The organism is Aporhodopirellula rubra (assembly GCF_014192335.1).
Taxonomy (GTDB): domain Bacteria; phylum Planctomycetota; class Planctomycetia; order Pirellulales; family Pirellulaceae; genus Rhodopirellula; species Rhodopirellula rubra.
In genome coordinates this window covers 270,310-287,308 of the sequence record NZ_JACHXU010000007.1, presented here as the reverse complement: position 1 = coordinate 287,308, position 16,999 = coordinate 270,310, and the positions used below count along the sequence as shown (strand labels likewise).

13 protein-coding genes are annotated in these 16,999 nt (G+C 54.4%); 8 read left to right on the top strand and 5 right to left on the bottom strand.

Going from position 1 to position 16,999, the window contains the following annotated elements; all coding sequences use genetic code 11:
• Positions 1-63 precede the first annotated feature (63 nt).
• The 8 genes from FHS27_RS12150 to FHS27_RS12115 all read left to right on the top strand — a co-directional run bounded on the left by FHS27_RS12150 (position 64) and on the right by FHS27_RS12115 (position 12,622).
• Complete coding sequence (locus FHS27_RS12150; RefSeq protein WP_184305195.1) at positions 64-1,680, top strand: ATP-binding protein; 1,617 nt, start codon at positions 64-66, stop codon at positions 1,678-1,680.
• A gap of 104 nt (positions 1,681-1,784) precedes the next feature.
• Positions 1,785-2,150: a response regulator gene (locus FHS27_RS12145; RefSeq protein ID WP_184305194.1), complete on the top strand. Its 366-nt coding sequence runs from the start codon at positions 1,785-1,787 to the stop codon at positions 2,148-2,150.
• Positions 2,151-2,451: 301 nt separating this feature from the next.
• Positions 2,452-3,237, top strand: a complete 786-nt coding sequence (locus tag FHS27_RS12140; RefSeq protein WP_184305266.1) for a class I SAM-dependent methyltransferase — start codon at positions 2,452-2,454, stop codon at positions 3,235-3,237.
• A gap of 161 nt (positions 3,238-3,398) precedes the next feature.
• Complete coding sequence (locus tag FHS27_RS12135; protein WP_184305193.1) at positions 3,399-5,585, top strand: dockerin type I domain-containing protein; 2,187 nt, start codon at positions 3,399-3,401, stop codon at positions 5,583-5,585.
• Positions 5,586-5,762: 177 nt separating this feature from the next.
• The gene (locus FHS27_RS12130) at positions 5,763-7,757 is read left to right on the top strand and encodes an ATP-binding protein (protein ID WP_246419638.1); all 1,995 of its coding nucleotides are present in this window, start codon (positions 5,763-5,765) and stop codon (positions 7,755-7,757) included.
• 96 nt (positions 7,758-7,853) lie between these two features.
• Positions 7,854-8,498 (top strand): response regulator transcription factor, encoded by a 645-nt coding sequence (locus FHS27_RS12125; protein ID WP_184305192.1) that lies wholly within the window; start codon positions 7,854-7,856, stop codon positions 8,496-8,498.
• Positions 8,499-8,581: 83 nt separating this feature from the next.
• Entirely contained in the window at positions 8,582-11,125 is a 2,544-nt protein-coding gene (locus tag FHS27_RS12120) for a PSD1 and planctomycete cytochrome C domain-containing protein (RefSeq protein ID WP_184305191.1), read from the top strand.
• 84 nt (positions 11,126-11,209) lie between these two features.
• Positions 11,210-12,622, top strand: coding sequence for a DUF1501 domain-containing protein (locus tag FHS27_RS12115; protein ID WP_184305190.1), 1,413 nt, complete (start codon positions 11,210-11,212; stop codon positions 12,620-12,622).
• 35 nt (positions 12,623-12,657) lie between these two features.
• Here the strand turns inward: FHS27_RS12115 and FHS27_RS12110 are convergent, their stop codons facing one another.
• From FHS27_RS12110 to FHS27_RS12090, 5 genes are all read right to left on the bottom strand, one after another.
• Entirely contained in the window at positions 12,658-13,896 is a 1,239-nt protein-coding gene (locus FHS27_RS12110) for an RNA polymerase sigma factor (protein WP_246419635.1), read from the bottom strand.
• Positions 13,897-13,947: 51 nt separating this feature from the next.
• Positions 13,948-14,328 carry a YciI family protein gene (locus tag FHS27_RS12105; RefSeq protein WP_184305188.1) on the bottom strand — a complete coding sequence of 127 codons (381 nt, stop codon included), beginning with the start codon at positions 14,326-14,328 and terminating at the stop codon, positions 13,948-13,950.
• A gap of 227 nt (positions 14,329-14,555) precedes the next feature.
• Positions 14,556-15,401: a YciI family protein gene (locus FHS27_RS12100; RefSeq protein WP_184305187.1), complete on the bottom strand. Its 846-nt coding sequence runs from the start codon at positions 15,399-15,401 to the stop codon at positions 14,556-14,558.
• 59 nt (positions 15,402-15,460) lie between these two features.
• Positions 15,461-15,787 (bottom strand): hypothetical protein, encoded by a 327-nt coding sequence (locus tag FHS27_RS12095; RefSeq protein ID WP_184305186.1) that lies wholly within the window; start codon positions 15,785-15,787, stop codon positions 15,461-15,463.
• Positions 15,784-16,914, bottom strand: a complete 1,131-nt coding sequence (locus FHS27_RS12090) for a DUF899 family protein (protein ID WP_246419632.1) — start codon at positions 16,912-16,914, stop codon at positions 15,784-15,786. The genes FHS27_RS12095 and FHS27_RS12090 overlap by 4 nt, the downstream gene beginning before the upstream one ends.
• Positions 16,915-16,999 lie beyond the last annotated feature (85 nt).

Below are 16,999 nucleotides of genomic sequence, written 5' to 3'. Positions count from 1 at the left end.
CTGCCTGTCATTCTCTCGGACAACGCAGGGCAAACAGGTCGACCGCCTGTGTTGCGAACGATAATGAGTCATTCTCAAAAACTATTGGAAAGCGATCTCCGAGGCCAGACTCGCGTGCTGAAGCGTTTAGCACAAGGTGCCTCGCTGGAAGAGGTCCTGCACACGCTCATTGAAGTCGCGGAGGATTCTCGGCCCGAACTGATCGCGTCGGTGTTGTTGGTCGATGAGGAAACCGGCCGCCTCCACAATGGTGCTTCCCGTCGCCTACCCAAGGAATATTGTGACGCCATCGACGGAACGAGGCCAGGTCCAAAAAGTGGATCATGTGGTACGGCGGTTTACACCGGAAAGCGTGTCATCGTCGAAGACATCAGTTCGGATTTGTTGTGGGAGAGGGGACGCGGCGTCGCCTTGCAAGCCTCCTTGAAGGCGTGTTGGTCCGAACCCATCGTCAGCTCAAAGGGCAAGGTGATGGGGACCTTCGCCATGTATTATCAAACGCCGCGATCGCCCGAAGATAGTGAATTGGAGTTTGTGTCGACGTGCGCGAGTCTCGCCGCGCTGGCGATTGAACGGGTTCGATATCAAAACGCTGTCGAGCTCGAACGAGCGATGCTCAAGACCATCGTTAATGGGGTCCCTGAAGCTCTCGTGTCGAGTCATCTCGATCGAACCATTTCGCATTTCAGTCGCAGTGCGACGCGGATGTTTGGATACGAACCCGAGGAAGTACTGGGCAAGCCGACCACTCTTTTATACGCGAATCCCAGTGACCACGATCGCCTCGCCGAGGAACGATTTAATACTCGAATGAATGAAAATTTGGCGGTGATCGAGGTTCAGTGGCGTCGTAAGTCCGGTGAAACCTTTCCGGGTGAAATGGTAGGTGTTACCATTCGAGACGACCACGGAGCGGCGATCGGATACCTGGGATTGATACGCGATATCACCGATCGAAAGATCGCCGAAGCCAAGCTTGCCGAGAGTCAGAGCAAACTTGTGCAGGCGGAGCGTCTCGCGGCCATGGGGCAGATGGTGTCGGCGATCGCGCACGAAAGCCGCAACGCGCTGCAGCGCATTCAAGTTGGGGTTGATGTGTTGGAGTATGAAATCGAGGAAGGAAGCGAAGCTCGTGAGGATCTCGATCGTATCAAACGTGCGAAATCCGACCTCGAACATCTGCACGACGAATTGCGCAGCTTCGCGGGGACGATTCGACTGAACACGACTGCGGACAATCTGGCCCAAATTTGGCGACAGGCGTGGACGAATTTGAAGGTGTCGCGTGCCGGACGCGAGGCCGAATTGGTCGAAGAAATTGGTGACGCGGACCTGACCTTGCAAATCGACGCGTTCCGGTTCGAGCAGGTGTTCCGTAACTTGTTCGAAAACTCGCTCGCCGCGTGTTGTGACCCTGTTCGGATCACTGTCGCCTGTCAAACGATCAGCCGCGGCGGTTCGTCAGTACTCTCCGTGTCGGTGCGTGACAACGGGCCGGGCCTGCCAGAGGAAATCCGGCCGCATGTTTTTGACGCATTTCAAACTACAAAGGCTAAGGGGACCGGTCTTGGCATGGCAATTGCAAAACGTCTCGTCGAAGCACACCAGGGGACGATCGAGATTGGTGACGATCAAAGAGATGGTGCCGAATTCATCATCAAATTGCCGAAAACGTCGTGAAACTTCGGGAAACCAGCCCGGTTGGAAGGGGCAAGCCAACCGCTGGCTGGCTTCTTGTGCGACGAAAATCTTAACCTCAACAGCGGGCGGGCGGCCTGCGCAACATGATGACACCTCGCTTGAAAATTGTGATCGCCGACGATGAAGATGACATCCGGCAAGGTTTTCGCCGTTTGCTGAGCAAGCTCGGATGTGATGTCATTGGCGAAGCAGCGAACGGACGTGAGTTGGTGGATCTTTGTTTGAATTCCCAACCTGACCTCGTGATCACCGACATCCGGATGCCGGAAATGTCAGGGATCGAGGCTGCGAAACAGATTGCGAAAACTCAGGCGATTCCGGTCATCGTCGTGTCATCTCATGAGCGTCCGGCTGATGAGGATTCTGCGTTCATCGCGGATTTTTTGCTCAAGCCAGTAAGCGTTCCTAATCTGCAAACCGCAATCGAAAAAGCTAGCCGCACCGACTAATGCGCTAAACCGGCAATGTCGGTCTGATCACTCGCTCGCATCGGTGACTGATGTTGCCCAAATGTGGACAGCAATTCGATGAAGCTGTGCATCGATGGACAGTTTGACCCATTTGACGCGTTGGATCACGCTCCGTCGATCGATTCGTTTGCTCGGACGAAAAACAAGGATAGCGATCAGGTGATCTTGATGGGAACTGCAGAACGGGGATGCAGCGATGTCGATTGTCGCTTCACCCGTGTATGCTGCGTTCTTGATTTCTAGCGTGAGTGATACGAATGATCGATGCGGAGCGGGCCGAGTGAACAACGACGATCTTTTGAAATACAACCGAGATGCGTGGAACAAGCAAGTGAATGATGCGAATCGCTGGACACGGCCGGTGAGCATCGACGTGATCAACGAAGCGAGGTCGGGCAAATTTGAAATCGTGTTGACGCCGACGATCCCGGTGCCGGCAGTTTGGTTTCCGGAACTGACGGGAGCGGACACTTTATGTCTCGCGTCAGGTGGCGGGCAGCAGGCTCCCGTCCTCGCGGCAGCGGGTGCGAACGTGACCGTGTTTGACAATTCACCGGCGCAGTTAGATCAAGACCGGTTTGTCGCGCAGCGTGATGGTCTATCGATGCGATTCGTCGAAGGTGACATGGCTGATCTCGCCGTGTTTCCGGATCAAAGCTTCGACTTCATCTTTCACCCGTGTTCGAATGGCTTCGCCGTGAACGTGCTGCCTGTTTGGCGAGAGTGTTTTCGTGTGTTGCGAAGCGGCGGTGTGATGATGGCGGGATTCACCAATCCTCTGCGTTACCTGTTTGAAGATGAACGCGTCGAGAACGGCAGTTTAGCGGTCGTTCACTCACTTCCCTATTCTGATTTGGATCATCTCGATGAACCTCACATTCAAAACGCGATCCGCGCTGGAAAGCCTCTTGAGTTTGCGCACACTCTGACTGATCAAATCGGCGGGCAACTACGCGCCGGTTTCCTATTGTCCGCGATGTTCGAAGACCGCTATGCGGACTCGGACAACGACCCGATATCGAAATTCACGGACACGTTCATCGCGACCCGCGCGATCAAGCCTTGAATGCTCTTCGCCGGCGGGTGTCCATGGGGAACCGAGGTGACATGTGGACGAAAATGTGACACGGGGTGTGCGTTTTCGTACTTGAATGGGGACCCATTGGCGGCCGAACTGGGCCGTGCGATGGGGGTTCTGCTCCCACATTTAAGACCGCAGGTGAACGCATGGCACGCTTTTTGAGTCGTTGGGTACGACGCCGAAATTCCGATCCACAGTCGGATCAGTCGTCGGGAAAAAATCGTAAACGGATTTTGACGCGTCGACGTCTCCGCCCAGAAACGTTGGAGGCTCGGCAGTTGCTCGCTGCGAACATCTTTCACAACGAAGCGATGCCCGAAGATGTCAATGAAGACGGGATAGTCACAGCCGTCGATGCGTTAACGATCATCAACCAAATTAATCAAGCGGATAATATTGGTGAGGGTGAACCTGGGTCACAAGAACGTGGACGCGGGCGATTGACGGACGTCAACAACGACGGTCGTGATAGCGCACTGGATGCGTTGATGGTGATCAATCGATTTAATCGCGGGGACGACGGATTGCGAAATCCTGTTGTCGACCGAGATGCCTCTCCCGATGAACCGAACGAGGATTCGCCCGCTGATTCAACCGATAACGATGAGCTTCCCGCGGCCGAAACCGATTCCGATGTGGTGCTTCAATGGAATGACCTCTTTGGTGAAATCCTGGCGAGCAGTGTGGAGGACCAAAACCCCGGTTACGCTTCGCGGTCGATGGCGATGTTGAACGTTGCCATTTTCGACTCCGTCAATCTCGTAACTGATGGGGCCGATGCGGATACCTTCTACGACTACTCGATTGACTTCCGCGGTAGCTCCGACAACGTTGCGACGGAGGTCGTGGCTTCTCAAGCGGCGTACACGGTGCTCAGCGGACTCTACCCCGACCAGCAGGAGACTCTCGATTCGTTCTTAGCCTCTAGTCTCGCAAACTTTCGCAGCGGTGATAGCACTTCCCGCAGCATCGCCTTGGGTACCGAAATCGGCAATGAGATTCTCGCGATCCGCGCCGACGACGGATTCGATGAGTTGGTTCAATACACTTACACCGATGAGGTCGGCTGGTTCCAAGCAGACCCACTTAACCCCGACGTCCCGGTATGGGGGCCGGGGTGGGGGGAGGTGGGCACATTCGCGATCAGTTCCACCGACGAGTACTTACCTGAAACCACTCCGGCTCTGACCAGCGAGGAGTATGCCGCCTCTTACAACGAAGTCAAAGAACTTGGGGCGGCTGACAGTGCGGTTAGGACTGAAGATCAAACGGAAGCTGGTGTTTTTTGGGCGTATGACCGTGAGGGACTAGGAACGCCACTGGCACTATACAACGACGTCCTCGCAACGATCGCCGTCCAACAGGGGAACACGCTCGAAGAAAATGCGGCGTTGTTCGCACAGGCATCCGTGGCGATGGCCGACGCGGCGGTTGTGGCGTGGGATACCAAATTCAGTGAAGAGTTTTGGAGACCGGTGACGGCGATTCAATCGGGCGACATCGATGGAAATCCGCTCACCGAAGGCGACGCCGAGTGGACCGCATTAGGAGCTCCCGATGGAGGCGAAGATGAGATTGGATTCACGCCTCAATTTCCAACCTATATTTCCGGACACGCGACGTTCGGCGGCGCCCTCTTCGGGACGCTTCAACATTTCTACGGAACCGATGACATTTCCTTCGAGTTGACATCGAGGGAGCTGGAGGTCTTGCTCGAAGATCCTGAGCTGCAGGAGGCCTACGGAATCAGTCTTGATGATGCAACTCGCACGTTCAGTTCGTTCAGCGATGCGATGGCTGAAAACGGCCGCAGTCGAGTGTACTTGGGAATCCATTTCGACTTTGATGATCTCGTCGGGCAAGCAGTCGGGCAAACCGTTGCCGCCACCGTTGCATCCGAATTCGCAGCTTTGACGGACGCCAACTCCGGTAATGACAATGGTGATACGGGAGGTGGAGGCTTTGCCGACAACAGCCCAGCTGGAAACGGAAATAGAGGAAACAACGATGGAGGTGATCGCAGGGGAAACGAAGGGGACAGCAATGATAGTGGATCCCCACGCTCCGCGACTTCATCACTCGCTCTCGCGACGAACCTACTCGATTTCACTTTTGATGACTCGGATCAGCCCCTATTCGATCAGAGCCGAACGACCAACGATGTGGATGCCAATGCGTTCGCCGAAATCACTTCGCCATCCAATCGCGAACCGGACGTTCGAAGGCCCGAATTGGATTCGGCCGGCGTTCGCCTAGATGAACTGACGAGTTCGGATTCTCTCGACGAACGATTGGCGATGATCGATTCCATCTTTGCCGAGAATCGATTTTAGGTCTCGAGGGCAATGTCGCCGCTGAATCTATGGAGGGACATTCGGTATCATATTCGAGAAGGATAATTTCCGACGGGCAAGCGGTAACCTGAGTTGCGATTCGGAGGTACTATACTGCGAGCCATTCGCAATGAGCGAACGGATACCGCTTCCTGCCACCGCGTGAACCTGGAGAGAATGATTCGATTTTTCCTCCCGTTTTACATTCCTCTCGCCCTGACCTCGCTGCTGTTCATGAGCACGGCGAGGGCGGATGGATGGGGAATGTTCTCCAATGAACTGCGAGATACGCAGGCACATCTCAGAGAGTTGACGCGTCAGTACGAACAACTCGGACCGCTTCAACTGCGTCAGACGGTGCCCCAAGCAGGGGCGCAATTGCACATGGGTGCGACTCCGCCGCCACAGGCCCCATGGATCCAGCTCGATTTGGGACGCGCAGAATCGTTTGAGCGCATCGTCATTGTTCCGGCAATCGTGGGATTGGTGAGTGACGCGATTGAGTCCTACGCGTTCCCGCAACGGTTTCGCATCGACGGCTCGATGACGGAAACATTCGACTCGTTTCAACTTCTCTACGATTCCGCGAGCAGCGGTTCCGGGGCCGGAAAACTGAATCCGATCAGCCCGTTCCCTGTAGTGATCGATACACCGATGGTTCGTGCGAGATACTTGCGAGTTACCGTCACGGAACTCGCCCAGGTCGCCAACCGTTGGACCTACGCGTTATCCGAGGTGATGGTCATCCGTGGTGACCGAAATATTGCATTGAATGCCGCCGTCACGATGAATGGCGCGACATCATTGGCTCCCGTTTGGTCGCCTCGCTACCTCGTCGATGGTCGAACGCCACTAGGAACACCGATCGAAGCGACACAATCGAGTGATGAGTTACCTGAGTTCGATGGCGTCTTTTTCAATTCCGATCAACCCGATGAAGAGGTTTGGTTTCAAATCGACCTCGGTAGTATTCGGTCCTTCGATGCAATCAGATTGTTCCCGGTTCACGCTCGGCAGGGGGCTGACTATCCCGGCTACGCGTTTCCCAAACGGTTTCGGATCGAAACATCTGATAGCGAGTCTTTCGAAGAATCAACGACGTGGTATCAAACTCAGCGTGATTTCGACTCGCCCGGCAACAACCCCGTCACGTTGCAAATGCCTGAATCGCAATTTCGTTTCGTGCGTTTCGTCAGCGAAAGAGGATCGCTATTAGCGACCAATAAAGTCGGTTTCTCTGAGGTTCAAGTATTGCGTGAAAGTGAGAACCTCGCGTTGAATCGACCCATCACTGCTGTGCATTGGCGGTCCGACCGCCCGCTGAGCTTACTCGTCGATGGAGAGGCCAGTTACGGGAAAATTTCGTCTCTGCAAGAATGGTTCGATCGATGGAAGGCGGCCCGTAACCTCCAGCAAGAGATGGAATCCACGGAACAACACATCAATCGCTTTTCGACAATCGCTCGGCGTCGAGCCTCGTGGACGGGGGTTGGTGTGATGAACATTGGTGCGATCACATTACTCGCGATCGGATGGCAACAGCGTCGGCGACGTTCGCGTCAGCGTGCCGAGTTTCGCATGCGACTCGCGCAGGATTTGCATGATGAGATAGGCAGTAACCTTGCTGCCATCTCGCGAATTGGAGAAGTCGGCGAGGCAGTCGGTGATAGTGACGAGTTAAAAGAAGACTTTCGTTCGATACGTGAACTCGCCGGCGAATGCACCGAATCGATGCATGAGACGCTATGGTTGCTCGGCGGCCCCAAACGACGAGGTGAAAGTTTATCCTCCCAATTACAATCCATCGCCCGACGCATGTTGCCGGGCATGAATTTGCAGTGGGCCTTCGATCCCGCATTTGTCGAATTCTGTCCGGGAGAAAATGCCGAACGCGAGATCGTATTGATTTTCAAAGCCATGATTGCCAACATCGCTCGCAGTGCGAACGCAACTCGGGTCGATATCGCAGCCATAGAATACGAGCAGGGATGGCGAATCTCAGTGGAAGACAATGGCGATGGATTTGATGCGTTTGCTTGGGAAAGCAGAATGGAACCGCGAGGAATGGGACTGCACAACATGAAGAACAGAATCAAGAAATTGGGTGGCTCGCTGCAGATCAATTCTCAACCCGGTCAAGGTGCCCGCCTAACTATCGAAATTGGCAATTGAAAAGCGATTCGCTGAGACAATACCAAACGCACGCGGCAAGACCTACCGTCTTCTCGCCAACTGAAATGCTTACTGAGACAACACACAGGATGCTTGATGCTCGAAATTTGGATCATCGAAGACAACGCCAAATTCCGAAACGCGACCGTTCGCGGATTGCGATTACTCGCCGACGATATCAACGCACGCGAGTTCAGTAACTGCGAAGACGCAATCGCCGAAATCGATAATGGGAACTCACCGGACGTCTTTCTGATGGATATCGATTTGCCGGGTATCGATGGGATCGACGGAATCGGTGAAATCAAACAACGCTTGCCTAACGCGACCGTTCTAATTCTGACTGTCTTTGAAGATGACGAGAAGATCTTTCGCGCATTGAAGGCCGGCGCTTCGGGGTATTGTTTGAAATCGGATTCGATTGCGAAGGTATGCGAAGCTGTCGAACAAGTATCCGAGGGCGCCGCACCGATTCATCCTCGGATTGCGGGCCGCGTGTTGAAAATGTTTGCGGACCTGACACCTCAACAGCCAGACTACGGATTGACCGAACGCGAACAATTGGTCTTGGAGGCGATGACGCGTGGATTGGTTCGAAAGCAGATTGCGATGGAGCTCGAACTCAATCTACACACTCTTGATTACGTGACTCGTTGCATTTATCGCAAACTGCACGTCAACGGAGCAACAGCCGCTGTCGCGCTCGCCATCCGCGAAAGACTCGTTGATCCTCCTGTATAGAGCAGCTGGGGAGACAATAAAGACGCATTTGTTACGAACATTCGTAAATTGCTGCGTTTGATTCTTCCTGTAAGCTGGCGGGCATGAAGAATCACCACCTCAACGCCTGCGTCCCGTTCTTCGTCGTCACCTTCCTCTCCGTAGCTGCGGCAGAGGACGTGTCCTTCAACCGTGACATCCGCCCTCTTTTGTCGGATCGCTGTTACTACTGTCACGGGTTCGATGAGTCACACCGTGAAGCCGGGCTGCGTTTGGATCTCCGCGAGGAAGCCGAACATGTTTGGGACGTTGACTCACCGGACGATTCAGATCTGATGCTCCGAATCACGAGCGATGACCCCGATGAAGTGATGCCTCCTCCATCGGCACATAAGTCGCCGATTACCGACGACGAAGTCGCTCTGATTCGACGCTGGATCGAACAGGGCGCGGAGTACGAGCCCCATTGGGCATTCGTGGCTCCCGTACGACCGGACACCGACGCGACCAACACATCCGACGCAATCGACGATTTCGTCGCCAGGAAACTCGCCACAAAAGGGTTTCGATTTGCCGCACCGGCATCGCCCGCAAAGTGGCTTCGTCGTGTGACTTTCGATCTGCTCGGCGTTCCTCCCACCGTGAATGAACTCAGGTTGTTCCGCAAAGCCGTCGAAGAGCACGGTGATGCAGCGTACTCCGATGCAGTTGATCGCTTGCTTGCCTCGCCAATGTTCGGCGAGCGAATGGCAATCGATTGGCTCGACGTGGCTCGGTTCGCAGATACCAACGGATTCCAAAACGATGCCTACCGCATGAACTGGCCGTGGCGTGACTGGGTGATCGATGCGTTTAACAAGAACAAACCCTTTGATGAATTCACAATCGAACAACTTGCAGGCGATCTATTAGAGGATCCCACCGAAGATCAATTGATCGCGACCGCGTTCAATCGTAATCATATGATTCAAGCCGAAGGCGGATCCATTCCAGAGGAGAATCGAGCTAAGAATAATTTTGATCGGGTCGAAACAACCGGGACCGCATGGCTCGGTCTGACCGTCGGCTGTTGCCAATGTCACGATCATAAATTTGATCCGCTAAAACAAACCGACTACTACTCGCTGCTCTCGTTCTTCAACCAAATTAGCGAATCAGGGATGACGAGCAAACAGATGAACGTGAAGCGTCCCGACCGCCCGTTCGGAGTGAAGTACGCCGTTGACAAACCCTACATCTCCGTCGGTAGTGACGAACACAAACAGCAACTCGCAGATGCAGGAGCGAAGGTCGCCGCAGCTAGGAAACAACTCGAGACGAGACGAGATGAATACGTTGTGGAGGCCCGTACATGGGTTCAAGAAATCCGCGACGACCCCGTGCTCGGTGCCGAGCGGATTAAGCCATCCGAATATGTCGCTCGCTTCGTGCACAACGCCGATCTCGACAACCCCAAGGACGGTGGTTTCAAACAACTGATCGAAACGTTCTTAAAATGCGTCGAACCATGGAAGTCAATACAGGATGAAATCTCGGCTGAGGTGGCTAGGGAGAGTCTTCTACAGGAAAAAATACCGCTCGTAATGGTCATGCGAGATGATCAACCGCGTGAGACATTTGTTCTCTTACGTGGGAACTACGAAACCCCAGGAGAACAAGTCTCTCCGACCACGCCCGATTTCCTGCCCCCGCTGAGCGTCGACGAAAACTTGCAACGCCCCACGCGTCTCGACTTGGCCCAATGGTTGGTTTCGTCCGAAAACCCCCTGACATCACGAGTCACGGTCAATCGCTATTGGCAACTGATGTTCGGTCGCGGGTTGGTCTCGACTCCGGACGATTTCGGGCTGCAGGGAGCATTGCCGACACACCCCGATTTGCTCGATTGGCTCGCCGTCGAGTTCCGCGAAAGCGGGTGGGATGTCAAAGCGTTGTTGAAAGGAATCGTGTTGTCTCGCACCTATCGTCAATCCGCAATGGTCGACGAGGAGGTCATCGCAAAAGATCCGCACAACGAATGGCTCGCCCGTGGATCGCGACTACGATTGGATTCGAGACTACTGCGTGATCAAGCGTTGTCGTTGTCAGGATTGTTGAACACGAAAATCGGAGGCCCACCGGTCGCTCCGTATCAACCCGGTGGCATCTGGGAAGCGATGAGTCTCAACAAAAATCATTACATGCAAGACGAGGGCGAAGATCTGTATCGCCGTAGTTTGTACACCGTCTGGCGAAGGGTCGTGGCTCCGGCGAATTTCTTCGATGTGCCGAGTCGGCAATCCTGTTTGGTGACGCTGACCCGCACCAGCACACCCTTGCACGCGTTGACGACGCTGAACGACACCACCTACGTCGAGGCTGCTCGGGTGTGGGCCTCGTCTCTGGCAACGATCGAAGGTGAAACCGAACGACTTTCGCAGTTGTTTTTCGCCGCGACGGCCAGACCGCTCGAACCGGATGAACTCGCGTCACTACGCGGTTCACTCGAAAAGGCTCGCCATCGCTTCGAAGCCTGCCCCGACGAAGCGTCTAAATTGCTATCGATCGGTGAAGCACCGGTCACGGAAGACCTTTCTGCTCCCGAACACGCCGCCTGGACGACAATCTGCCTCCTCGTTCTGAATTTAGACGAGACGTTGTGTAAATAGTGCGCGGCACTTGACTGTGTTGCACGCGCAGTGCTTTCGATATCCCGACAACATTCGACCCACCGAAATGGAAACGCATTCACGATGAACCCACTTTCGCTCAACAGACGAACGTTCCTCGGTAGCCTCTCTCTGTCCATCGGGATGCCGGCGTTCCAGAATTTGCTGGCGGCCGAAACATCGTCTCTTCCACACTTCCCACCCAAAGCCAAACGTGTCATCTACATGATGCAATCGGGAGGCCCTTCGCACGTCGACCTTTTCGACGACAAAGAAACGTTGCGAAAGATGCAGGGCGAGGAATTGCCCGCCAGTGTTCTTCAGGGATTGCGTCAAACCACGATGACGGCGGGGCAAAAGTCCAAACCCTGCCTAGCCGCCGCGTGGGGCGGTAGTCGCCGTGGCGAGTCAGGCATGTGGGTCAGCGATTTACTGCCGCGCACGGCAGAGATAGTTGATGATCTTTGTTTCATCCGCAGCGTTCATGGAGAACAGATCAACCACGCGCCGGCAATGACGCAAATGCTGACCGGAAACAATCTACCCGGGCGGCCTAGCATCGGTGCGTGGTTGACGTACGGGCTCGGATCGATGGCTGATGACTTGCCCTCCTTTGTCGTGATGACTTCCCAAGATCAGCAGGGATCGTGCGGCCAATTGTTCTTTGACTATTACTGGGGAGCCGGATTCCTGCCCGGGAAATATCAAGGTGTTCCCTTTCGAGGGGCCGGCGATCCGGTTTTGTATCTGAGCAACCCGGACGGCGTCTCACGCGAAGCTCGCCGCGAAATGCTCGATGGGCTCGCTGAAATGAATCATTTCGCACACCAGCGGTATTCCGATCCTGAGATCGAAACGCGTGTATCGCAATATGAAATGGCGTTTCAGATGCAGGCCAGCGTTCCTGAACTCACCAATTTTTCAGATGAACCGCAGAGCGTGCTGGAGATGTACGGACCCGACGTGCATCGCAAAGGCAGTTACGCATACAACTGCCTGATGGCACGCCGATTGGCCGAGCGGGGCACACGTTATATCCAACTCATGCACGCCGGTTGGGACCAACATGGAAACCTCCCCAAGCAACTGCCTGTTCAATGCGAAGACACCGACGCGCCGAGCGCGGCGTTGGTCAAGGACTTGAAAGCTCGGGGCATGCTCGATGACACGTTGGTGATTTGGGGTGGTGAATTCGGACGCACACCATTTGTCCAAGGCGACATTAACAATCCAAATGCACACGGTCGCGATCACCATCCGCGAGCCTTCACGATTTGGATGGCAGGCGGTGGCGTGAAACCAGGGACGGTGTACGGCAGCAGCGACGAATTCGCGTTCCACGTGGCCGAAGATCCCGTTCATGTCCGCGATTTGCAAGCCACGCTTTTGCATCTATGCGGAATCGATCACGAGCGATTCACACATCGTCATCAAGGGCTCGACTTCAAACTGACCGGCGTCGAACCGGCAAGTGTTGTCAAAGGCATCCTAGCCTGATTGCCAGCGATACCCGCGATCAGGAGCTTGCGAGATTACAAGTTCGCTCGGAGTGCGTCCAGTTTCTTACGAAGGAATCGCCGTTCAGGTTGCAGTTTGGCGAGGCTCAACGCTTGCTCGAATGACTGCAATGCGTCGTCGGTTCGGCCCAGGCGTCGCAGTAATTCGCCCCGCGCCGAATGAGCAAGGTGGTAGTCGGTGATCTGGCCTCGTTCCATCAACTCATCAATGATCGCCAACCCGACCTCCACGCCATCACGCATGGCGACCGCGACTGCTCGATTCAGTTTCACAATGGGGGAAGGGGCTGCCTTCAACAGCACATCGTAAAGTGCCACGATTTGTTCCCAATCGGTTTCGTTCGCCGATTTCGCGTCCGCATGAACCGCTGAGATTGCAGCTTGAATCGTGTAAACGCCGATACGCCGTGTTAGCAATGATCGTTCGATCAGATCTTTTCCTTCGGCGATCAGCGTTTGATCCCAAAGACGTCGGTCCTGATCTTCCAATAAAACAATATCACCTTGCGAATCCGTACGCGCGGTGCGTCGGGATTCGTGCAGCAACATCAACGCGAGTAATCCCGCGACTTCGGGCTGCGGTAGCAGGTCCATCAATAATCGGGCGAGACGGATCGCTTCATCCGAAAGATCCACGCGTGTAAGGCTATCCCCGCTCGATGCAGAGTATCCTTCGTTAAAGACCAGGTAAATTACAGAGAGAACCGAATCGAGTCGTTCGGGAAGATCTGCGAGCGATGGAATGGAAAACGGGATTTTTGCGTTGCGGATTTTTGATTTCCCACGCACAATCCGCTGGGCCAACGTTGATGGTGGCACCAAAAACGCACGTGCAATTTCCTCCGTCGTCAGTCCGCAAACTTCACGTAGCGTCAGCGGCACTTGCACTTGCGGATCGATCGCGGGGTGACAGCACGTGAAGATCAAACGCAGTCGGTCGTCTTTGATATCTTGCTCAGCGATCGAATCGTTGGCCTCTTCGATCTCGCTCACTCTTCGTGCCAACTCAGGTTGCAAATCACTGAGTCGTCGTCGCCTACGGATGTTGTCGACGGCCTTAAATCGTGCGGTCGAAACCAGCCAAGCCACCGGATTCGCGGGCGTTCCCTGCTCCGGCCATTTTTGTATGGCGGCCGCGAACGCTTCGTGCATGACCTCTTCAGCCAAATCGAAATCGCCGAGCAACCTCACCAAGGTCGCAAACACTTGTCGCGATTGGTTGCGGTAGATCTGATCCACGACATTAGCGTTCATCTGTGACGACATCGCAATTCAATAGGCGGATGGAAGGGCGTCGCAAAAAAGCTAGACGCTTGCTTTCCTCTCGGTTGCAGTATCGAGCAATTCGGGCTTCGGAAAGACCGGCCGGATTTCGACCGTCCCTAGTTTCGCCGGTGGCAATCGACTCGCGATCGCGATCGCTTCGTCTAGATTTTCGACGTCAATCAAGTAGTAACCGCCTAACTGCTCGGATGTTTCCGCGAACGGTCCATCGGTGATCTGCCGATTGCCTTCACGCACGCGAACACTCGTTGCCGTCGTGATGGAGTACAGCGGGTCAGACGAAATCAGCTTTCCCTCTTGTTGGAGTTCGTTACTGATCTTCATCGACTCGAGCATGCATTCCTTGCGTTCGTCCTCGGTCCAGCAGTCCTCGTTTCCGTAAATGAGAAGCATGTACTTCATTTTCCAATTCCTTTCGCGATCGTTTTCCAAAAAAACAGTCCGCTTTGAGCGGAAAAAAGACACGTGGTTTGTTAACTGAAGAGTGACCGTTTTATGCAAACCTATTGGATTTTTCCTCTTTCACCTCGCTGATTCTTTTTGAGGTTCTGGCAGCGAGAAACGTCCATAATATTCGTCGGATAGAGAGCGACCCGATTCAAAAGTAATGCGTCCTCTTTGGATCGTGGTCATTCGCATTCACCGGCAACCATCACCATCCATCCCACGCCGAAAGGGTCCGTCACCATGCCGAATCGAGGCGACCAAAACGTTTGTGAGAGAGGCATCTCGATTTTGCCACCTTCGGCAAGTTGACCGAAGACCAAATCCGCATCCGCGACTGTATTGACAGACAATGCGAGCCGGAATCCGTCGTGTGTGGGCTTTGTGGTGCAGTCATCGCACGCCATTAGCGACATTTCGCCGACGTTAAAGGACGCGTGCATGATTTTGTTCTCGTATCCATTGGGCACCATCCCTTCGGGAAGCGGTTCGGGCGATTCGCTGTATCGCATCTTCATCGTTACCGTCGCGCCAATTGCGTGTTCGTAAAAGTTCAGCGCCTCTTCGCAACGTCCGTCGAAAAATAGGTACGACTGGACCGTCGCCGATTTGGTCGCGAGTTTGGCGGTCAGCCGTTGTTCGTGTTTGGCGATTTCGCCGGACGGATCGCTTTCGGCAAAACCGGCCATGTCATAGATTTGACGAATTTCGATCTCGGAATCTTCCATCATTGGGTTCGGGCAACGCTTCACCCAATCAATCGCCTCCTCCATCGATGAGACCTCCCAAATCCAATAGCCCGCGACCAACTCTTTGGTCTCGGCAAACGGCCCATCCGTGACGGTTCGGTTTGATCCTGCAAAACGAATGCGGACACCCTCCGAACTCGGCTTGAGTCCCTCTCCTGCCTTCATGATTCCGGCATCGACTAATTGCTCATTGAACTTCCCCATTTCGGTAAGCAACTTTTCGCTGGGCAATTTGCCCGCTTCGGAATCCTTCGTCGCTTTCACCATTACCATGACTTTCATTTACTTCTCCATTTGTTCAAAGGTTCGGTTGTTATCTAGCTCAATCGCAGTCGTTTTATCTAAAAAAGACTGCGATCAGTTGTTGGTAAAGGCTGATCGCGGTCGTTCGGTCGACGCCTCCACTGTCGATGAAGTCGCAAGCCAGACACGATCGTCAACCAGCACAGCGAGGCAGTGCAAATCGCGAGTAGACCGATTCGAATCCCACCGGCGAGCGGCAGCGGTAACGCAATCCCCGTGAAGACGGTCATGTAAGCCGCGACGCAGAACGGACACTTCGGCATCACGCACAACAGGATACCGGGAATCGCCCATTGGACGGTTTGGCGTGCGTACGTGATTGCACGGTTACGTTGCTGTCGTCTCTCGCAACAAAGATGACTCATTTCTGCAACGGTGTCAGCATGGGCGCCTCGTACTCGTCATTGCGCCGCCACCAAACGTAGGGATCGGATTGAGGCCAGCCTTGCGGGGAATCTTCCCACGTCTCTTGTCTACCCAAGGGAGCCCGATCGAGCAGCGCGAATGAAGTCATGAACGCTTCACAACCACGTTGTCCGGTGAAGTAGGTTTGATAGATATCATTGCCGTCTCGCAAGAACATGCTCAGGCCGTGCGATTCCCCTTCGAGAGTTGTCACGCCAAAATCCTCATTGAACGTGGTTCCTGCCGATGAATACCACGGCAGTGCCCAGCCCATGCGTTTCTTGTAGGCTTCTAGATTCGCGAGCGGCCCAAGTGAAACCAACGCGATCGACAAACCGCGAGCGTTGATGTGGGCTGAGTGCCCGAGGTTGTCGACCAAAGTGGAACATCCGACGCAACCTGCCGTCGGCCATCCGCAAACGTTTTCGGCGAACATGAAGTGATAAACGGCGAGCTGCTGACGGCCTTCGAACAGATCGATCAGCTTGACCATTCCGCTGGGGCCTTCGAACGTGTATTCCTTTTCGATCTTGACCATGGGTAACCGACGTCGCTCGGCAGCGAGTGCATCTTGAGCTCGTGTTGCCGCCTTTTCTTTGACCCGCAAACAATCTATCGCAGACTGCCACTCTTTCCGCGTGGCCACGGCGGGCTTCCCGTCGCAAGGTTTCAGTGAATGGTCGCATTCATCGTGCGATGCGTTTGCCATGGCAGCATCGCGGGCGGCGATCAACGCGTTGACCTCTTCATCGGCGGGCCGAATTTCGAAAGGTCCCATCTTCACGCCTGGATGCTGGGTCATCAACGAAATCGCGTGATTCAGGTCGCGGGCTTCGAGCAACAGGATGCCGCCGAGCATTTCTTTTGATTCAATGTAGGGACCATCGGTCACCTCAACACTGCCGTTCTTTATCCGCAACGTCACCGCGTTTTGTGCCGCCTGGAGGGCTTCGCCACCAAGAAAATGACCGCCGCGACGCAGTTCATCGTCGTACGCTAAACATTCTTCCATCATCCGCTGGCCATCGTCTTCGGCCAGAAATGGCAGTTTGGATTCGTCGATGAATCCCATACAAATAAATTTCATCGTTCTCTCTCGTATGTGTGACGATCGGAAGTTCCCGCCGCGTTATAGATAGTCGAAACAGATCTAGGCGAATCGACATCGTCGA

Excerpts from the sequence above, each read along its gene's own strand:
- FHS27_RS12135 (WP_184305193.1), top strand. The coding sequence starts at position 3,399 with ATGGCACGCTTTTTGAGTCGTTGGGTACGACGCCGAAATTCCGATCCA.
- FHS27_RS12130 (WP_246419638.1), top strand. The coding sequence starts at position 5,763 with ATGATTCGATTTTTCCTCCCGTTTTACATTCCTCTCGCCCTGACCTCG.
- FHS27_RS12115 (WP_184305190.1), top strand. The coding sequence starts at position 11,210 with ATGAACCCACTTTCGCTCAACAGACGAACGTTCCTCGGTAGCCTCTCT.
- FHS27_RS12120 (WP_184305191.1), top strand. The coding sequence starts at position 8,582 with ATGAAGAATCACCACCTCAACGCCTGCGTCCCGTTCTTCGTCGTCACC.
- FHS27_RS12145 (WP_184305194.1), top strand. The coding sequence starts at position 1,785 with ATGATGACACCTCGCTTGAAAATTGTGATCGCCGACGATGAAGATGAC.
- FHS27_RS12110 (WP_246419635.1), bottom strand. The coding sequence starts at position 13,896 with ATGAACGCTAATGTCGTGGATCAGATCTACCGCAACCAATCGCGACAA.
- FHS27_RS12095 (WP_184305186.1), bottom strand. The coding sequence starts at position 15,787 with ATGAGTCATCTTTGTTGCGAGAGACGACAGCAACGTAACCGTGCAATC.
- FHS27_RS12100 (WP_184305187.1), bottom strand. The coding sequence starts at position 15,401 with ATGAAAGTCATGGTAATGGTGAAAGCGACGAAGGATTCCGAAGCGGGC.
- FHS27_RS12105 (WP_184305188.1), bottom strand. The coding sequence starts at position 14,328 with ATGAAGTACATGCTTCTCATTTACGGAAACGAGGACTGCTGGACCGAG.
- FHS27_RS12125 (WP_184305192.1), top strand. The coding sequence starts at position 7,854 with ATGCTCGAAATTTGGATCATCGAAGACAACGCCAAATTCCGAAACGCG.
- FHS27_RS12090 (WP_246419632.1), bottom strand. The coding sequence starts at position 16,914 with ATGAAATTTATTTGTATGGGATTCATCGACGAATCCAAACTGCCATTT.
- FHS27_RS12150 (WP_184305195.1), top strand. The coding sequence starts at position 64 with ATGAGTCATTCTCAAAAACTATTGGAAAGCGATCTCCGAGGCCAGACT.